The following is a 17,422-nucleotide window of genomic DNA, read 5'->3' as shown; positions in this document are numbered from 1 at the left end:
GCCCTCACTTCCCCTTCTGCTGCTTCTCCAGCTCCTTCCGGAAAGCCCCCTCCCGCTCCTCCACATACCGCAGATACCCCGCCGGATCCACAAACGGATTCCCCGCCTCCTTCCCCACCCGCGCATATTTCGCCTCCATGTCATAGTACCCGCCGTGCGCCCCCAGAAACAAATCCACCGGCAGAGCCTTCAGCGTCTGAAACGTCTTCTCATAATCCGTCGCGATGCCCGGGTAGTTTTTGTTCCCCACCAGCACATACCCAGGGTTCACATTCGGGCTGCCGATGATCACCGCATTCAGCACCTTCCCCTGGTCCTCCACCTTCATCGTCCACGTCGTGCAGCCCGGCGTGTGCCCCGCCGTCAGCCGCGCCACCAGCACTGAGCCGCCCAGCTTCACCTCCTCACCGTCCTTCAGCCTCCGGTCCACCTTCGCCGGAGGAAATTGCGTGTAGTCCCCCTTCCCCACCCGCGCCTTTCTGGCTCCGCCGTTCTCCACCGCATCCGCATCCTGCTCCATCACATAATACTTCGCCCCCGTCTGCTTCAGGATCTCCGCGCTCCCCGCGCAGTGGTCGGAGTGCGCATGGCTGATCAGCAGAATGCGAATGTCCGCAAATTTAAATCCCAGCTTCTCCACGCTCGCGCGGATCAGCGGCACCGACTCCTCCAGGCTGCTGTTGATCAAAATGTGCCCTTCCGGCGTCGCGATCAAATACGAGGCCAGGTCCGCCGATCCCACATAATACAAATTCCCCGCGATCCTGTGCGGCGGAAACGGCTCCGTCCATTTCACCGGCTGCTGGGCCGATGCCAGGCCGCAGCAGCCCAGCAGGAAAACAAACAACAGCGTGCGGATGGAAGGTGAGTCAGTCATGGCTGGCGGCAGGTGCGAGGATCTTCACCCGCTCTTCATTGGTCAGCTTTCGCATCGACGCAACCTTGTGGTGGAAGGCCTCCAGGTCCCCTCCCTCCGCCTTCAGCAGCCGCTCAAACCCCGGCACCATCGTGTAATAAGTCGCCACCGTGTTGATGCGGGCATTGTTCCATGACTTCGGCGAGCGCCGGATGTTGATCCGTGCATTCGGGCTCACGACCTGCGCATCCTTCAGCATTCCATCAAAGACACGTTGCTTCGCCTGCCTTTCCTCCTCCACGCTCGGGTGGCTTGCGGCATACACCGCCTTCAGCTTTTCACGCGTGCGCAGCATGAGTTCCACGGCCTTCCGGTTCCTTTTCAGGCTGGCCTCATACTCCCTCAGCCCTTTCACGTCCTTTTTGGACCGCAGCCACCGGCGCACCCCGTCCTCCGCATTCGCGGTGGCAAAGGCCTCGTTGAAATCCGTGTCGCCTGGAATGAACACCTTCGCATGCGTCAGCTCATGGAAGATCAGCTCCGCCAGCTCCGCGTCACTCCGGTGCAGAAAGGTGTTCAAAATCGGGTCCGCCAGATACCCCAGCGTCGAGTACGCCTCCACCCCGCCGATGAACACGTCATACCCCTTCCTCTTCAGCCGGTCCGCCTCCTGTTTCGCATCCTTCTCATTGAAGAATCCGCGGTACTTCAGGCTCCCCACCAGCGGGTACCACCACTTCTTGCTCTCCGTGGAAAACTCCGGCGCCGCATACACCACCCACACCACATAGGGCCGCTTCAGGTCGCAGTACTTGCCAAAGCTCTTCGTCGGCAGGTGCAGGTCGCTCGCCGCAAAGGCCCGCAGCTCCTCGATCAGCCTCAGCCGCTGCTTCACCTTTTCGGCCACGCTCGGGTCCGCCAGCGCCTCCGCATTCGGCCGCGATTTGCGCCAGATCTCCGTCTGTCCGCTCACCGCCTGCGTGTAAAACTGCACCGTACTGCATGCGCACAACGCGAGAAGTGGCAGGAGTGCGAACCAGTTGCGTGTTTTCATCATCCTGCCAGTGTAGGCCGTCACTCACCAACCGACAAACAGCAATGTCCTTCATCCACGACGATTTTCTGCTCTCCACCAAGGCCGCCAGCCGCCTCTACCACACCTTTGCCAAGGACGAGCCCATCCTCGACTACCACAATCACCTCCCTCCCAAGGACATCGCCCAGAACCGCCAGTTCAAAAACCTCTTCGAAATCTGGCTCGAAGGCGACCACTACAAATGGCGCGCCATGCGCTGCAACGGCGTCCCCGAAGAGTTCATCACCGGCAAGGCCACCCCTCGCGACAAATTCCTCGCCTGGGCCAGGACCGTCCCCCACACCCTGCGCAATCCCCTCTACCACTGGACCCACCTCGAGCTGAAGCGCTACTTCGGCATCGACACCCTCCTCGATGAAAAGACCGCCCCCGCCATCTGGGAGCAGACCGAAGCCGCCCTCGCCAGGCCCGAGAACAGCGCCCGCGGCATCCTCAAAACGCAGAAAGTGAAGGCCCTCTGCACCACCGACGATCCCATCGACGACCTCGCCCACCACCAGAAGTGCGCCGCAGACGGTTTCGAAGTCGGCGTCTATCCCACCTTCCGCCCCGACAAAGCCCTCGCCGTTCACCTTCCCGAAGCCTGGAACGCCTGGTGCGACAAACTCGGCGCCGCCAGCGGCATCGAAGTCAAAAGCTACGCCTCCCTCCTCGACGCCCTCAAACAGCGCCACGACTTCTTCCACAGCGTCGGCGGCCGCCTCAGCGACCACGGCCTGAACTTCTGCCATTCAAACTTCGTCAGCGATTCCGAAGCCGAGCGCATCTTCCAGAAAGCCCGCTCCGGCACCGCCGCCAGCGCCCAGGAGCAGGATCAGTTCGCCAGCAACATCATGCTCCACGTCGGTCGCCTCAATGCCGCCCGCGGCTGGACCATGCAGCTCCACCTCGGCCCCGTGCGTAACAACAACAGCCGCCTCGCCCGCGAGATCGGCGCAGACGTCGGCTGCGACAGCATCGGCGACTGGCCCCAGGCAGAAACCCTCTCCCGTTTCCTCGACCGTCTCGATACCGAAAACGCCCTGCCCAAGACCGTCCTGTACAACGTCAACCCCAACGCCAACTACGTCTTCGGCACCATGGCCGGCAATTTCGCCGACGGCACCACCCCCGGCAAAGTCCAGTTCGGCTCCGCCTGGTGGTTCGTCGATCAAAAGGAAGGCATGGAATGGCAGATCAATGCCCTCAGCAATCTCGGCCTCCTCAGCCGCTTCATCGGCATGCTCACAGACAGCCGCAGCTTCATGAGCTTCCCCCGCCACGAATACTTCCGCCGCACCCTCTGCAACCTCCTCGGCACCGACATCGAATCCGGCCTCATCCCCAACGACGACACCCTCGTCGGCACCATGGTCAAGAACATCTGCTACGCCAATGCGAAGGCGTATCTGGGTCTGAAAATACAGTAGCCATCTCGCTCCGCCGAGATGCGTCGGCACCGAATCGGTATCGGAATACCGATCCAAATCGAGCTCCATCTCTCCAGCGCCGAGTATTCCGGAAATGAGTTTTGCGATTTGCTATAGTGCATGCCAAGAAGACTTCAGCCAAGCACCGTTGTGCCATTTCATGCTTTGCGTGTCTTGGCCATTGGGCGTGAGTCTTCTGGGAGGCGACCATCTGGGCAGAATGTGCTGAATCGGCTTCCTCCACGTTTTGCAGTCTTATTTTCGTTTTGCGACCTCAGCCAAATAGGCCTCTACCAAGGCCAATCGCTCTGGCGCAAGCGTTGCCCTCAGGGTTTCGTCTTTGCGGAGGCGGATGGCATTGAGAGGAATATCTAGAGCTTCGGCAAATGCTCCATGTTCGATCATTTTTTGAATTTGATCGTCGTCATTTACCGCCATAGAAGTCTTGATAAGTTCGAGTACAATGGATTGGTTAAAACTTGTGCCTATGTATTTATTTTTCTCTGTGATACCAAGAGAATCAAAATAGGCTTTCAGAATTTCCCCGCAAAGCTCAGGATGCCATTCGAAAATCTTCGGAATGAGCTCCAATATATTTTCTTTGTGTGGGTATTTATTTATCAATTGAACTGCGCATGCCATTGCTTCTTTCTGCTTCGCTGGCAACTCGATCTTGGCAGCAAAAGCTAAAAATAATGCAAGTGGTTTTAGGCCCTCCCCACTTCTTGTCAATTCGAGCAAATTCTCACTTGCTTCGATAGCTTCAACATATCGTTGACTTGTAAACAGCCAAAAGCACAGGTACACCCAGGCAGATTCATTTGTTGAATCAAGAGCAATGGCCTTTCTCGCACATTTTTCCAAAAAAGGTGAATCATCTAAACCCATCAAATAATTTGCTATGCCACACCACCAATTTGATGACTTAGGATCATAACCCAATTCTTTCCTTTGCTCCATAGGAAGCTGCGACAGCCATTGAGCAACATCATAGTCTCCAGCCAGCACTTCTCTTGTGGCCGGTTCGGCAAGCAACTCCTTTAATGCCTTGCCCTGTTCCGCATTTAAAAGGTGTTTCACACTCTTGTGCCCCTCATCCAGCCGTCGATCTCCGTCTTCGATGCCAAGAATGGCGTTCGCCAGTAGATGCACCTGTAGTTTCAAGTCTCCTACGTCAGCGCAATCAGCGGACAGCTTCCGCATTCTCTCCAACTGATCGGCATACTGATCCGGGGTTAAAATGATCTTCATCGTCCGAATGAACCATTCGAAGCGTGAGCGGCCGGCGCGGCTGAAACGCATGAAGTAGTAGATGTTGGAGAAGCGGTCGGCCACATGGTAGAGCTTGCGCTTGGTCGAGCCGCCTCTGACCGCGATCAACTGCGCATCCACCAATGCCTTGATCTGCGCGCTGATCTGGTTGGACTCCATGCGCAGACCGGGAGAGATGTCGGAGATCTGCACAGAATCCCATGCCAGGGCGATGGCATCGAAAACACGGCGCTGCTGCGGAGACATGGCCTCGATGCGATGTTTGAAATAGGGCGTGTAGGCATCCAGCAGGCCCTCGAGCTGCGCCTGGAAGTCGGCGGTGACACCGCGCTCCATGAGTTGGTAGATGATTTTAACAAGCCGTGGATTGCCACCCGTGAGGATGTGAAGCCCCACCCAGTAGCCCTCCTGCGTGGGCCAGTGGATGTGCTTGGATGTTTCCTCCCGTGCAGCCGCCATGGCGCGCAGCGCGGCTTTCATTTCCTCCACGGTGAAGCTGTCCAGCCGAAAGGTGCGGAACAGATTGTAAAACGGGCGGTCTGAAAGGCTGACGTCCTCAAAGAAGCTGGTGGCAGTGCCCACCAGGCAGACCTGGCTCTCTTCCAGCAGGAAGGCCCGCAGGCGATGCTGCGCCTCATCGTCATTCACCGCAGCCAGCACATCATTCAAATTGTCCACCAGGAGCAGCGCACGTCGCCGGGCCTTGCTAAGCAGGGCCAAGAAGGCCTCGCGTGCTTGATCTTCCAGCTTCGGGTCGCGGCTGGTGTGCAGGCTGGCATACGTGACGCTGCCCTTTTGCTCCAGGGCGATCTCTGCCAGCCTAAGGCATTCCAGCCAGAAACCCGCGAGATCGGCGATGTGGTAGTTTTCTTCATCAAATAACAGAGGTATCCAGGTCTTGATCAGCTTCGGATCATCCTCCAGGCGGTACTTCAGCGCATACAGCGAGGTCGTCTTGCCATAGCCTCGCGGGCCGATGAGAAGGGAGTGCTGACAGGGGTGGCCCGAAGCATTGCCGCGCATGATGGAGAGCAGGTCGTCCATCATGCCGCGCCGTGCGGTGAACTCGGCCAGCAGCACGGGTTTGGGAACCTGGGAGGGATTGTAAGCGCCGAGGGCTATGGGGGAGATGGAAGAGTGTGAGGACATGGCAATCAGGCATGCTGGCGGAACCAGTAGTCCCGCAGGAGGTTGGAGGTGAAATGGGTGCGCTGCTCTCCAATGGTGCTCTGGATGAGGTAGCCATCGTGCCGGAGCACGCGCAGCACGTAATCTAGCTGGGCGGTCTCGGCGCTGCCGCCCGGTGGGAAGACCTGAAGATGCACGTTTTCCATCTCTGCAAGGGACATGCCATGGGCGGTGCGACTCATGTGACGCAGCAGTTCGCGGGCAAGCCGTTGCTCCGCCGGGAGGAAGATTTCATCCAGCTTGTCCCACATGTGCTTCACATTCTCATTGCCAGGTCCGACAAGGCGGTCCTGGTAGATGGTGGCCAGATCCTGAGCATTGGGCTCACGCCCTTCGCGACGCGTCCATGTCTTGATCTCAGCCAGGAAAATATTGAGGAAGTAAAACCAGGGCTGCCCGATCAGTTCGATGATTTTGGCGGAATGTCCCGGCTTCAAGGGAATGTCATTTTCCTTCGCCCGCTGTGAGAGGAATTTTTTGGCCTCGGCGTCCGAGGGCACGCACATCTCGATAGAGCGGAAGTCATTGATGGTGTCGCCAAGTTGCAGCTTGCGCAGCACGGAGTCGATGCCGATCGAACCCGTCAGCAGGAAGCGTACTGGGGTGTCCACCAGACGCTGCCGCCATTCCCGGAACCAGCGCAGAAGCTGCTCCGCCTGGGTCTTGTCCTTGCGGGCCATGAGTTCCACGAAGACCGAAAACTCATCCAACATGATAAGTGTGCGGCTGGTCTGCTCCATGAGCGTGGTGAGCAGGGCATCTGCCGCCGCCTGCCAGTCGGCCTCTGCCGCCGTGTCAAAATCCAGGCCAAACATCGGGACCTTGATGCCCTTGATCCGTTTCACCTGGCTGCCGACGGATTTGGCAAGGGTCTTGAGCTTGCCTGCGGGAGCGACGGCTTTGGCGATGGTCTGAATGAGTGCGGCGGGAGAGGCGAGCTTTTCGGTATTGATCAAGACGACCTTCTCTCCGGCGGCAGCGCGAGACTCCAGATCCTTCAGCACGCTGGTTTTTCCCGTGCGCCGTGGTCCAGGGAAGATCACATGATCATTTTCCAAGGCGCTGAGGAGGTCTGCTGTGAGGCCGGGGCGTGGCCAGTATTTGTCTCCGGTGGCGGGAGCGCCAATCACAAGGGTGGAAGAATGAGGTTTCATGACAATGAAATCGTTGCGCAATAGAATCATTGCGCACATCTTTTAATTGTGCAATGAAATCATTGCGCAAATTAACCTCATCAAGTTGAGAGCCTCTCTCGGCCTGAAGGCATCATAGCCGGCCGCCCTAGTTTACGGCCGTTATCGGGCGCGCGGTGTCCGGTGATCCTCAAAAAGCGCCTGCTTCAACATCTCCGAATACTTCCAATGCTGCGTCGAATCAAACGCCACAAACTGGTGGAGGCAGATGATCAGCCAGAACTCAAACTGATAAAATCCCTTCGAGCACTTGTGCCGCAGCCGCCGCTGCGCCACCCACGCCCCCGGCCAGCCGCCCACGAGCTCCAGCAGATGCAGACACCATTCCGGTGTGCGCCACGCTTCCCTTCGCGCCTTCCGTTTGTCGCTTCGATACGCCGCATAAGTCATCACTGACACCCCGCCCACGTAGGCCGCCAGCTTCCAGATCTCCCAGCCCGTCTGCCGCCACGCATGCACGGGCGCCACCAGCAGCGCTGCCAGCCCCAGCAGCGCCCAAACGCCCACCGCGGCCACTTCACGCACCTGCACCGCATTTTGGGCGCACGCACGCTGCTTGGCATCCAGCCCCCAGTTAAATCGTATCTCCTCCCCCACCCTCGGCGTTTGGTGCCACCTCGCAAAATCACGGCGGTGCAGAAACAACCGTTTGTCGCCAAACTGCAGCCAGCCAAACCCCTTGTCCGCATGCCATTCGATGACCCGGGCGGTGTGTTCAGCTCTGCGCATTTCAGAAGGCATCATTCGTTATGACAAAACAGTCCAGCCGCCTGCGCAACTGGACTGTTTGTTTCAAACCCGACAACCCCTACAAAAATTCTTTCCCTTCTCAGCAGGACTTCGCGTGGAACGAAAACACGTGCAGAAACGTCCGCGCAATGATCTCCAGATCCAGGTAAAGCGACCAGTTCTGGCAGTACTCGATGTCCGAAGTCACGCGGTGCTTGATCTCGCTGGCGTCGTCCACCGGGCCGCGGTGTCCACGCACCTGGGCAAGGCCGGTCACGCCGGGCTTGACGGTATGGCGCATGGCATACTGGCTGCACTCCATGGCAAAGAGCACATCATGCTCCGCCATGTGAGGCCGCGGCCCGACGACGGACATGTCGCCGAAAAGCACATTCAAAAACTGCGGCATTTCATCGATGCTCAGCTTCCGCATCAGCCCGCCGCCCGTGAAGATGCGCGAGTCATTCGCACGCGCCTGCACGCTCTCCCGCCCGTGGTTCACCGTCATCGTGCGGAACTTGTAGATCTTGAACATCTGCCCGTCGGCACCTGAGCGCGACTGCTTGAAGAACAGCGGCCCCGGGGAGAAAATGCGGTGCACGATCCACACCCCCAGGCACAGGAAGGGCAGCACCAGCACCACCACCGGCAGGCTGATGGAGATGTCCAGCAGCCGCTTCAGGAAACGGTGCGCCGGGCTCACCAGCGGGTGCTTGTGCAGGCTGATCAGCTTCATCTGCGAGTACTCCATGAGCTGCAGCGCCCCCATGTTCCCCACGATCGGCTGCAAATCCACCGCCAGGTGCGTGCCATACGACTCCGCCATCTGCCGGATCTTCTCCGTGCGCGCCGCATCCGTCGGCAGGCGCCAGATCAGCAGGTTCGGCCGCCCGCGCTTCAGCGCCTCTTCGAGCTGGTGCTCCACAAACGCCTCCTGCCCGGCGTTCGCCTCGATCGCCAGCACCTCGCAGAGGTTGATGCCCAGCATCGTCTTGTTGGAAAACCACTCCCTCGTTGACGCCTCGCCCGCCTCGTCACACACCGCCAGAATGCGCAGCCTCGGCTGGATCTTGGCCCCCAAAACCTGCAGCATCTTCATAAACAGGATCTTCCCCGCCATCAGGCACGGCCCCAGCGTGATCAAAAACATCAGCAGCAGCTTGCGCGAGATGTCGTAGTTCCGCCACAGCCCCAGGTAGATGAAAATCGTCAGCGCCAGAAACAGCACCTGCGCCGCGCAGATCCGCAGCTTCCGCCCGTTCAGCAGTTGAAACATGTAGTGCCCTTCCCGCGACCAGATCAGCGTGTGCAGCAGCAGCCCGATGATCCCCAGTGCCAGCAGCACCCCCTCCTTCGCCGGCGGCGCCAGCACCAGGTTCACCGTGTCAGGCGGCAGCAATTGGGACAGCACAAAAGCTGAGTAGTAGGCGCAGGCGACGGACAGGCCGTCCACCAGCACGAAAAAGGGTGTCCATCCGCGAACTCTTTGGTTAAGGGCGTCTTGCATGACCGAATATTCGGCCTCACAAACTATAAATTCCAGAATCCGAGGACTTACATTCCAATCAGCAATCCTTTAGACGCCCCTCAGACAAGTGGAAGCTCCCTTCCTCTTATCTCCATCCCTCCTCACGTCCCCCCCTTTTTTCCCGTCTTCCTGCGCTGCTCCCGGAGGAGTGGGTCATTCCCAGCACCGCTCCCAGCATCACCGCAAACAGGTGCCGGCTCGCATCGATCTGCAGCGGAAAATCCACCACCGCATGAATCAGCGCGGAAAGGATCGCCACCGAAAAGCAGACCAGCCCCGTCCTTCGCTGGAAAGACATCCCCGCCCGCCGGTCATCCACCAATGCCTGCTTCACCGCATTGAGAAGGCGGCGCCCCGGCAAAGCCAGCAGAAGCAGGAAGAAAACGGTCCCCGGCCAGCCCCACTCGGCGAAAAACTCCGCATAATCATTATGCGCGTGCCGCCAGCGCCCCTCCTGCAGCACCGGATCCAGCGCCGCATAGTGCGGGGACACCCACTCAAACGTCCCCGGTCCCGTCCCCGTCCATCCATGCTCCCACCCGATCTGCAGCGCCATCAGCGCCGCATGCCTTCGCGCGGGATCATCAAAGTGCCGCGCCGCAAAAATATTCCACCGCCCCATCCCCGTCGCCGCACCGCTCAGCCACGCGCCCAGCACCAGCAGCCCCACCCCGATGAAGACAAACAGCGCCAGCCTCTTGTAGCTGAAAGGCAGCGCCGCCAGCCGCGGCCTCCACACCACCAGCCCCGCTCCTGCTAGCACCAGCATCTCCACAATCAGCAGCAGATGCCCCATCTTGGACACATTCACAAACACCGCCACGATCTCCATCATCACCGCCACCACCAGCAGAGACAGCGCCATCTGCTGCGGAAAGGTCCGCTGCGCCTGGCTCAGCAGCAGCACGCACAGCCACACCCCCGCCGGCCACGCCAGATTCAGAAACGCCGCCGTGTTCCCATGATACCAGAACAGCCCGAAAACCGAGTCCGGCACATTCTTCACCTGCCACAGCTCCTTCAAATCCGCCGGCGTTTGCAGCCACAGCCCCGCAATTGCGGTGACAAATCCCGCCGCCGTCACCGCCAGCGCCAGAACATACCTCGTCCGCCGCTCCGCCCCAAAATCCAGCGCCATCACCACCAGCATCAGCGCCACTGAGATCGAAATCATCGCCTGCTCAGACAATCCCTGGTCGATCGTCCCAAACGCCACCCACGGGTTCTTGTCCAGCTCCAGAATCGCGCCGCTCACACGCTCCACCATCGCGCTCGGAAAGCACGTCACCACCCAGCCATACGTGCCGATCAGCGCCGCCAGCCCCCACACCACGGCTTCAGGGGCGCGCGGCGCCTTCCACTCCAAGATCCGTGCGACCAGCCAGCAGCCAAAAGCCGCGCCCGCGATCCACGGGATATACGGCAGCGTGGACCACGGCAGTTTCGCGTTCGCCCCTGGCAATGCACACACACACCCCGCCACCGCAGCGAGAGAAATGCAACGAAGAATGGTCGTGAGATTGGCGATGGCCCCAGTGTGTCCCACGCATGCCCTTCTAGTCAAGATTTGGAGAGGTTAACCAAACTAAGACATGCCTTACTGACATCTGAACCGTCAGTGAGTGGAGTTCTTCTAATATCAGCGGAATCTTATGGAAGTTCAAAAGCAGCCCGGGGAGAGCTCAGCCTCAACCAATGGCGGCAGCTTGTCTAAATTGGCTTACAGTTGGCTACAACACACCGGCATTGATTATGAAGTTGTCTTTTGTCTCTGGTATCTCCAGTCCCGCCCGTCCATAATCCGCCGCCGCCACCCCCTGGAAGCCCTTGTTTCATTTACCCCCTTCCTAAACACCTAAATACTCGCATCCATCCCATGAAAAAACGCATCCTCATCACCGGCGGCGCCGGCTTCCTCGGTTCCCACCTCTGCGAACGTCTGCTGGAGCAGGAAAACGAAGTCATCTGCGCGGACAATCTCTTCACCGGGCGCAAGCAGAACATCGCCCACCTCATCAACCACCCCAATTTCGAGTTCATCCGCCACGACATCACCGACCCCATCCGCGTGGAGGTGGACCAGATCTACAATCTCGCCTGCCCCGCCTCCCCTCCCCACTATCAATACAACGCCATCAAGACCATCAAGACCTCCGTCCTCGGCGCCATCAATGTCCTCGGCCTCGCCCGCCGCCTCCAGGCCCGCGTCTTCCAGGCCTCCACCTCGGAAATCTACGGCGACCCCGAAGTCCACCCCCAGCCCGAAAGCTACTGGGGCCACGTCAATACCATCGGCCCCCGCTCCTGCTATGACGAGGGCAAGCGCGTCGCCGAGACCCTCTTCTTCGACTACCACCGTCAAAACGGCGTGGACATCCGCGTCGTCCGCATCTTCAACACCTACGGCCCCCGCATGCTCCCGGATGACGGCCGCGTCGTCTCCAACTTCATCGTCCAGGCCCTCAAAGGCAACGACATCACCATCTACGGCGACGGCCAGCAGACCCGCAGCTTCTGCTATGTGGACGATCTCATCAGCGGCTTCGTCAAGCTCATGGAGACCGACGACTTCACCGGCCCCGTCAATATCGGCAATCCCGGTGAGTTCACCATGCTCGAGCTCGCCGAGCTCGTGCTCTCCAAAGTCGGTGGCAAGTCCAAGATCGTCTTCCGTCCCCTCCCTGCCGACGATCCCAAGCAGCGCCAGCCGGACATCTCCCTGGCCAAAAAGCGCCTCGGCTGGGAGCCCAAAATCCCGTTGTCCGAAGGTCTCGACCGCACCATTGCTTATTTCGCCCAGCTCCTCGCAGGCCCGGCGGCAAAACAACCCCGGCCCATGAAAGCCCCTCTCAAAAAACTCACCCTTAACTAACTAATTTACCCATTCTAAACCCCTTATGAGAATTTGTTGCATCGGCGCCGGCTATGTCGGCGGCCCCACCATGGCGATGATCGCCGCCAAATGCCCCCACATCCGTGTCGATGTCGTGGACCTCAATGCCGAGCGTATCGCCGCCTGGAACTCCGACGACCTCCCCGTCTATGAGCCCGGCCTCGATGATCTCGTGCGTGGCTCCCGTGGGAAAAACCTCTTCTTCTCCACCGAAGTCAAAGCCGGCATCCGCGATGCCGACATCATCTTCGTCAGTGTGAACACCCCCACCAAGACCTTTGGCGTCGGCGCTCACAGAGCCGCAGACCTTCGCTACATCGAGTCCGTCGCCCGCACCATCGCCGAAGTGGCGGACACCCCCAAGATCATCGTCGAAAAGAGCACCATCCCCGTCCGCACCGCCGAGGCCATCAAGACCATCCTCGCCTCCAGTGAGAAAGGCCTCCAGCACCAGGTCCTCTCCAATCCCGAGTTCCTCGCCGAAGGCACCGCCGTCGCAGATCTCACCAGCCCCGACCGCATCCTCATCGGTGGCGAGCAGACCGAAGGCGGCCTCGCTGCCATCGAGACCCTCGTCAGCGTCTATGCCAACTGGGTTCCTCGCCAGCGCATCCTCACCACCAATCTCTGGTCCTCAGAGCTCTCCAAGCTCGTCGCCAATGCCTTCCTCGCCCAGCGCATCTCCTCCATCAACAGCATCTCCGCCCTCTGCGAAAAGACCGGCGCGGATGTGGATGAAGTCGCGCGCGCCATCGGCACGGACTCCCGCATCGGGCCCAAGTTCCTCAAATCCTCCGTCGGCTTCGGCGGCTCCTGCTTCCAGAAGGACGTGCTCAATCTCGTCTATCTCTGCGGTCACTTCGGCCTCCCTGAAGTCGCCGCCTACTGGGACCAGGTCATCATCATGAACGACTGGCAGAAGCACCGCTTCGCAGAGCGCGTCCTCCGCACCCTCTTCAACACCGTCACCGGCAAGCGCATCGGCATCCTCGGTTTCGCCTTCAAAAAGGACACCAACGACACCCGCGAGTCCGCCGCCATCTACGTCTGCAAGGACCTCCTCGAAGAGCGCGCCAGCCTCTCCATCTACGATCCCAAGGTCGGCTCCGCGCAGATCTGCAAGGACCTCGAGATCGAAAGCAGCAGTCCCAGCGTCGAGTTCGCCGCCAGCGCCGAACAGGCCGCCGCCGGCGCTCACGCCCTCCTCGTCCTCACCGAGTGGGATGAATTCCGCAAGCTCGACTTCGAGGCCATCTACAAGTCCATGGTCAAGCCCGCCTGGATCTTCGACGGCCGCAGCCTCCTGGACCACGCGAAGCTCCGCCAGATCGGCTTCAAAGTCTACAGCATCGGCAAGCCCCTGCCCCACGAAGCGATCTCGTAAAGAGAGCGCTCTGAATCGTCCTCGTCCTCGTCCTCGTCCTCCTACTCGAACTCGTCCTCGATCCTTCTACTCCGCTCACGCGCTGCTGAACCAAAGGACCCAGAGAACTCGTTCGCAGTCCCGAAGTAGTGCGGGCAATCCCGCCCGCACTACTTCCGCCCTCCGCCTCTTCGCATTGCAGTACCGGCTTCAGCCGGCTCCGGCCCGCCTCCTCTCTCGCGGCCAGTGACGAATGCCCCCCCGCCTCGTAGAAGGCCGCCTTCGTCATTCCTCCTTCTGGTTTCATCATTCCCTCCGGCATGAACCAAGTCCTCTCCAAGATCGGCCAGGTTAAGGCCAACATCGACATCTCCGGCGCCTCCACCGCCCGCTCCGCCAGCCTGCTCTCGGAACTGCTCGAGCTCCAGCTCCTGCAAAACCCAAAGTACCAGCTTCCCCAGGCCCTGATGCCCTTCCGCCAGAAAATCTTCTCGCACGACGGCCAGGACGGCATCCTCGCCGAGATCTTCCGCCGCATCGGCGCTGGCGGCGGCCGCTTCGTCGAGATCGGCACCGCCCCCGCGCAGAACAACAGCAATCTCCTCCTCCTCAAAGGCTGGCGCGGCCTCTGGCTCGATGCCGCCCTGCCCAAGGACGAACTGCTCTCCGCAAACCTTCAGGTCCTCGTTCGCGAGGGCAAGCTCAAGATCAGCCGCAAGCTGGTGGGCCGTGACAATGCCCGCACCCTGCTCTCCACCCGCGGCTTCGCCGAAGATCTCGATCTCATCAGCATCAGCATCGACTACAACACTCACCACGTCTTCACCGAGCTCCTGGCCTTCCGCCCCCGCGTGTTCTGCGTCGCCTACAATGGCATGCTTCCCGCCGATCTCGACTGGGCCGCTCCTTATGACGCCAAGGCCGTCTGGGACGGCTCCACCCTCTTTGGCGCCACGCTCGGCACCATCAGCGCCGCTGCCGAGACTGGCGGCTACTCCCTCGTCGGCTGCGAGCTCTCCGGCACTGATGCCTTCTTCGTCCGCCACGATCTTCTCAAAGGCCGCTTCCTCCGCCCCGGAGACGCCATGTTCCACTGGGAGCCCCTCCGCATGCACCTCGGCCAGATCCAGCGCCTCCGCACCGCCATGCCGCTGCCCGCCTGAGACGATTGGAGCTTGGCTGGCCCGTTTCACAGAAAAGCATGTCCTTCGTATCGGCGAGCGCAGCAGCCCCAGTGGCACGGAAGATGCGCTGCAGACTGCCTGAAAGTAAAACGCAAGCGCCCGCTACAGCCAGTCCGGTCACTGCTCCACCACGGGATCAGACTGAATTCTCGACATCCGCTCGAAGCACCTTGATCACGCTTTCACCATTCCATTTGCATCGCGTGGTAAACCCTTCGCTCTCCTTCGCGACCGCCGCTCTCGCTCCCACACCAGCCCCAACGGGGCTGCGTAATATAGCCCAGGGTCAGCCGAGCCTAAGCGAGGCGACCCTGGGTTGCCGCATCCAAATCCGGAAGCAAACCGGGCACCCCGCCACACCCAGCATCCACCAGCAGCGTCCCCCTTACGCTCCGCCACACGCCTGCCGCCCAGCCCAGGCATTGCTCCCCGCTTCACCATTCCCGTCACATCGCGTCGCGAACCCTTCGGTCCCCTTCGCGCACCACACCGCTCTCGCTCCCGCACCAGCCCTGAAGGGGCTGCGTAATACAGCCCAGGGTCAGCCGAGCCTAAGCGAGGCGACCCTGGGTTGCTGCATCCAAATCCGGAAGCAAACCGAGCACCCCGCCACACCCAGCATCCACCAGCAGCGTCCCCCTTACGCTCCGCCACACGCCTGCCGCCCAGCCCGCCCTTCACGCACGATGCCCGCCCTTCACCTGGCGGCGTGATTCGCCCCAGCCCCTCTCCCCCGGCACCGACATGAAAGTCGTCATCGCCTCCCCCATTCACTCCGCCGTCATCGGCGGCCTCGCCGCCTACCAGCGCGAGCTCACCTCCGGCCTCAAAAGCTTCAGCCGCATCCACGGTCAGTCCCTCACCGTCCAAAACCTGCCGATGCGTCCCAATGACCGCGCCAGCGGCTTGCAGCATCACCGTCCCTCCGGCCAGCGTCCGGCCAGCGGCCCCCTCCTGCGCTTTGCAGACACTCTCAGCCGCGTCATGAATCCCCAGCATTCCTGGAAATCGTCTCTCGATTCCGTGGATGTTCTCCACTTCGTCGGCTCTGGCAAAGACATCACCGCTCATCCGCTCTGGCGCGAATCTCGCGAGGCCGATGTGCCCTTCACCGTCTGGCCCTCCCTCCCCCCGCAGGACAGCGAGGATGAAACTCTCGAAGCACGCTTCTGTCAGCAGGCCTCGGCGGTCTTCTGCCAGTCAGATCACGAGCGCGACCTCCTCATCTCTCAAGGAGTCGACGCGGAAAAGCTCATCCGCTGCGGCCTCCCGCCCATGTGCCCCGCCAATGGCAACGGCGCCCGTCTCCGCTCCAAGCTCGAGATCGGCATGCGCCCTTCCGTCCTCTTCGTCGGCCGTCGGGATGCCGACAAGGGTTACCCGGTCCTGCTGGATGCCTGGCCGCTCGTCATGCGCCAGTGCCCGGACGCCGTCCTCCTCCTCGCCGGTCCCGGAGATCCCGACGAAGCCCGCATCGCCAAAATTTCACCTGAGAGCGTTCGCGATCTTGGCTGCCCCTCGGAACAGGAAAAGGCCGACGCCTATGCCGCGTGTGATGTCTTCTGCCTGCCTTCAGCCCGCGAGTCCTTCGGGATCGTTTACGTGGAGGCCTGGTCCTACGGCAAACCAGTCATTTGTGGCCCCGCCCCCGCCAGCCGCGAGCTCGTGGATCACGGCGTCACAGGTGTGTGGGCTGATCAGCAGCCGCAGCCTCTCGCCCATGGCCTGCTGCGGCTGTTGATGTTCCCGGAGGACCGCCATCGCATCGGCCTCGCAGGCCTCCGCCATCAGCTCGTAAATTTCACCACCGACCACATGGTCGGCGCTCACCTGAAGGCATGGGAGATGACCACCCCGGCTTCCACTCATGTCTGAAAAACTCCATCACCTCCACGCCTCACAGCACCCCGGAGCGCGGGCCTCCGAGCCCGCAGCAGGTCGCAAACACACCACGGTTCTCACCTTGCCTGGCATGCCGCAAACACACCCGCTGAGGAACGCAAAAGAGCCGTCAGCACAGCGCGCAGTTCAATACCCGCAGCTCATCGCAAAAGTTGGGGAGATGCCCCTCCCAGCTTCCACTCATGTCTGAAAACCCCCATCACCTCCGCGCCTCACAGCACCCCGGAGCGCGGGCCTCCGAGCCCGCAGCAGGTCGCAAACACACCACCGTTCTCACCTTGCCTGGCATGCCGCAAACACAGCCGCTGCGGAACGCAAAAGAGCCGTCAGCACAGCGCGCAGTTCAATACCCGCAGCTCATCGCAAAAGCTGGGAGATGACCCTCCCAACCTCCACTCATGTCTGAAAACCCCCATCACCCCCGCGCCTCACAGCACCCCGGAGCGCGGGCCTCCGAGCCCGCAGCAGGTCGCAAACACACCACCGTTCTCACCTTGCCTGGCATGCCGCAAACACACCCGCTGCGGAACGCAAAAGAGCCGTCAGCACAGCGCGCAGTTCAATACCCGCAGCTCATCGCAAAAGTTGGGGAGATGCCCCTCCCGGCTTCCACTCATGTCTGAAAACCCCCATCCCCCCCGCGCCTCACAGCACCCCGGAGCGCGGGCCTCCGAGCCCGCAGCAGGTCGCAAACACACCCCCGTTCTCACCTCGCCTGGCATGCCGCAAACACACCCGCTGCGGAACGCAAAAGAGCCGTCAGCACAGCGCGCAGTTCAATACCCGCAGCTCATCACAAAAGCTGGGGG

At 60.7% G+C, this 17,422-nt stretch carries 12 protein-coding genes; 5 read left to right on the top strand and 7 right to left on the bottom strand.

Annotation, left to right across the window (positions count from 1 at the left end):
- Positions 1-4: 4 nt before the first annotated feature.
- Both bla and ACILSQ_RS15900 read right to left on the bottom strand, forming a co-directional pair.
- Positions 5-877 carry a subclass B3 metallo-beta-lactamase gene (gene bla, locus ACILSQ_RS15905; RefSeq protein WP_395744641.1) on the bottom strand — a complete coding sequence of 291 codons (873 nt, stop codon included), beginning with the start codon at positions 875-877 and terminating at the stop codon, positions 5-7.
- A complete protein-coding gene (locus tag ACILSQ_RS15900) occupies positions 870-1,913 on the bottom strand; it encodes an aminopeptidase (RefSeq protein WP_395744640.1) in 1,044 nt (347 codons plus the stop codon). The genes bla and ACILSQ_RS15900 overlap by 8 nt, the downstream gene beginning before the upstream one ends.
- Before the next feature lie 41 nt (positions 1,914-1,954).
- On the opposite strand from ACILSQ_RS15900, the gene uxaC reads away from it, so the two are divergent.
- Positions 1,955-3,361 carry a glucuronate isomerase gene (gene uxaC / locus ACILSQ_RS15895; protein ID WP_395744639.1) on the top strand — a complete coding sequence of 469 codons (1,407 nt, stop codon included), beginning with the start codon at positions 1,955-1,957 and terminating at the stop codon, positions 3,359-3,361.
- A gap of 255 nt (positions 3,362-3,616) precedes the next feature.
- Here the strand turns inward: uxaC and ACILSQ_RS15890 are convergent, their stop codons facing one another.
- The 5 genes from ACILSQ_RS15890 to ACILSQ_RS15870 all read right to left on the bottom strand — a co-directional run bounded on the left by ACILSQ_RS15890 (position 3,617) and on the right by ACILSQ_RS15870 (position 10,817).
- Entirely contained in the window at positions 3,617-5,782 is a 2,166-nt protein-coding gene (locus tag ACILSQ_RS15890; protein WP_395744638.1) for a hypothetical protein, read from the bottom strand.
- A gap of 5 nt (positions 5,783-5,787) precedes the next feature.
- Positions 5,788-6,975 (bottom strand): hypothetical protein, encoded by a 1,188-nt coding sequence (locus tag ACILSQ_RS15885; protein WP_395744637.1) that lies wholly within the window; start codon positions 6,973-6,975, stop codon positions 5,788-5,790.
- Positions 6,976-7,116: 141 nt separating this feature from the next.
- On the bottom strand, positions 7,117-7,743 hold the full coding sequence (locus tag ACILSQ_RS15880; protein ID WP_395744636.1) for a DUF1294 domain-containing protein: 627 nt from the start codon (positions 7,741-7,743) through the stop codon (positions 7,117-7,119).
- A gap of 100 nt (positions 7,744-7,843) precedes the next feature.
- Complete coding sequence (locus ACILSQ_RS15875) at positions 7,844-9,250, bottom strand: exopolysaccharide biosynthesis polyprenyl glycosylphosphotransferase (protein WP_395744635.1); 1,407 nt, start codon at positions 9,248-9,250, stop codon at positions 7,844-7,846.
- A 106-nt stretch (positions 9,251-9,356) separates the two neighbouring features.
- A complete protein-coding gene (locus ACILSQ_RS15870) occupies positions 9,357-10,817 on the bottom strand; it encodes an O-antigen ligase family protein (RefSeq protein ID WP_395744634.1) in 1,461 nt (486 codons plus the stop codon).
- Positions 10,818-11,147: 330 nt separating this feature from the next.
- Here ACILSQ_RS15870 and ACILSQ_RS15865 point away from each other — a divergent pair, with 330 nt between their 5' ends.
- From ACILSQ_RS15865 to ACILSQ_RS15850, 4 genes are all read left to right on the top strand, one after another.
- Positions 11,148-12,143, top strand: a complete 996-nt coding sequence (locus ACILSQ_RS15865) for a UDP-glucuronic acid decarboxylase family protein (protein WP_395744633.1) — start codon at positions 11,148-11,150, stop codon at positions 12,141-12,143.
- Between the two features lie 25 nt (positions 12,144-12,168).
- Positions 12,169-13,548, top strand: a complete 1,380-nt coding sequence (locus ACILSQ_RS15860; RefSeq protein WP_395744632.1) for a UDP-glucose 6-dehydrogenase — start codon at positions 12,169-12,171, stop codon at positions 13,546-13,548.
- A 299-nt stretch (positions 13,549-13,847) separates the two neighbouring features.
- Positions 13,848-14,690, top strand: a complete 843-nt coding sequence (locus tag ACILSQ_RS15855) for a hypothetical protein (protein WP_395744631.1) — start codon at positions 13,848-13,850, stop codon at positions 14,688-14,690.
- A gap of 765 nt (positions 14,691-15,455) precedes the next feature.
- On the top strand, positions 15,456-16,586 hold the full coding sequence (locus tag ACILSQ_RS15850; protein WP_395744630.1) for a glycosyltransferase family 4 protein: 1,131 nt from the start codon (positions 15,456-15,458) through the stop codon (positions 16,584-16,586).
- The last annotated feature ends 836 nt before the right edge of the window (positions 16,587-17,422 follow it).

This window comes from Prosthecobacter sp. (genome assembly GCF_044227185.1).
Taxonomy (GTDB): Bacteria; Verrucomicrobiota; Verrucomicrobiia; order Verrucomicrobiales; family Verrucomicrobiaceae; genus Prosthecobacter.
Note: the sequence above shows the minus strand (reverse complement) of the source record. Positions and strands in the feature narration are given on the sequence as shown.

Coding starts and splice junctions, on each gene's coding strand:
- bla (WP_395744641.1), bottom strand. CDS start 877: ATGACTGACTCACCTTCCATCCGCACGCTGTTGTTTGTTTTCCTGCTG.
- ACILSQ_RS15900 (WP_395744640.1), bottom strand. CDS start 1,913: ATGATGAAAACACGCAACTGGTTCGCACTCCTGCCACTTCTCGCGTTG.
- uxaC (WP_395744639.1), top strand. CDS start 1,955: ATGTCCTTCATCCACGACGATTTTCTGCTCTCCACCAAGGCCGCCAGC.
- ACILSQ_RS15890 (WP_395744638.1), bottom strand. CDS start 5,782: ATGTCCTCACACTCTTCCATCTCCCCCATAGCCCTCGGCGCTTACAAT.
- ACILSQ_RS15885 (WP_395744637.1), bottom strand. CDS start 6,975: ATGAAACCTCATTCTTCCACCCTTGTGATTGGCGCTCCCGCCACCGGA.
- ACILSQ_RS15880 (WP_395744636.1), bottom strand. CDS start 7,743: ATGCGCAGAGCTGAACACACCGCCCGGGTCATCGAATGGCATGCGGAC.
- ACILSQ_RS15875 (WP_395744635.1), bottom strand. CDS start 9,250: ATGCAAGACGCCCTTAACCAAAGAGTTCGCGGATGGACACCCTTTTTC.
- ACILSQ_RS15865 (WP_395744633.1), top strand. CDS start 11,148: ATGAAAAAACGCATCCTCATCACCGGCGGCGCCGGCTTCCTCGGTTCC.
- ACILSQ_RS15860 (WP_395744632.1), top strand. CDS start 12,169: ATGAGAATTTGTTGCATCGGCGCCGGCTATGTCGGCGGCCCCACCATG.
- ACILSQ_RS15855 (WP_395744631.1), top strand. CDS start 13,848: ATGAACCAAGTCCTCTCCAAGATCGGCCAGGTTAAGGCCAACATCGAC.
- ACILSQ_RS15850 (WP_395744630.1), top strand. CDS start 15,456: ATGAAAGTCGTCATCGCCTCCCCCATTCACTCCGCCGTCATCGGCGGC.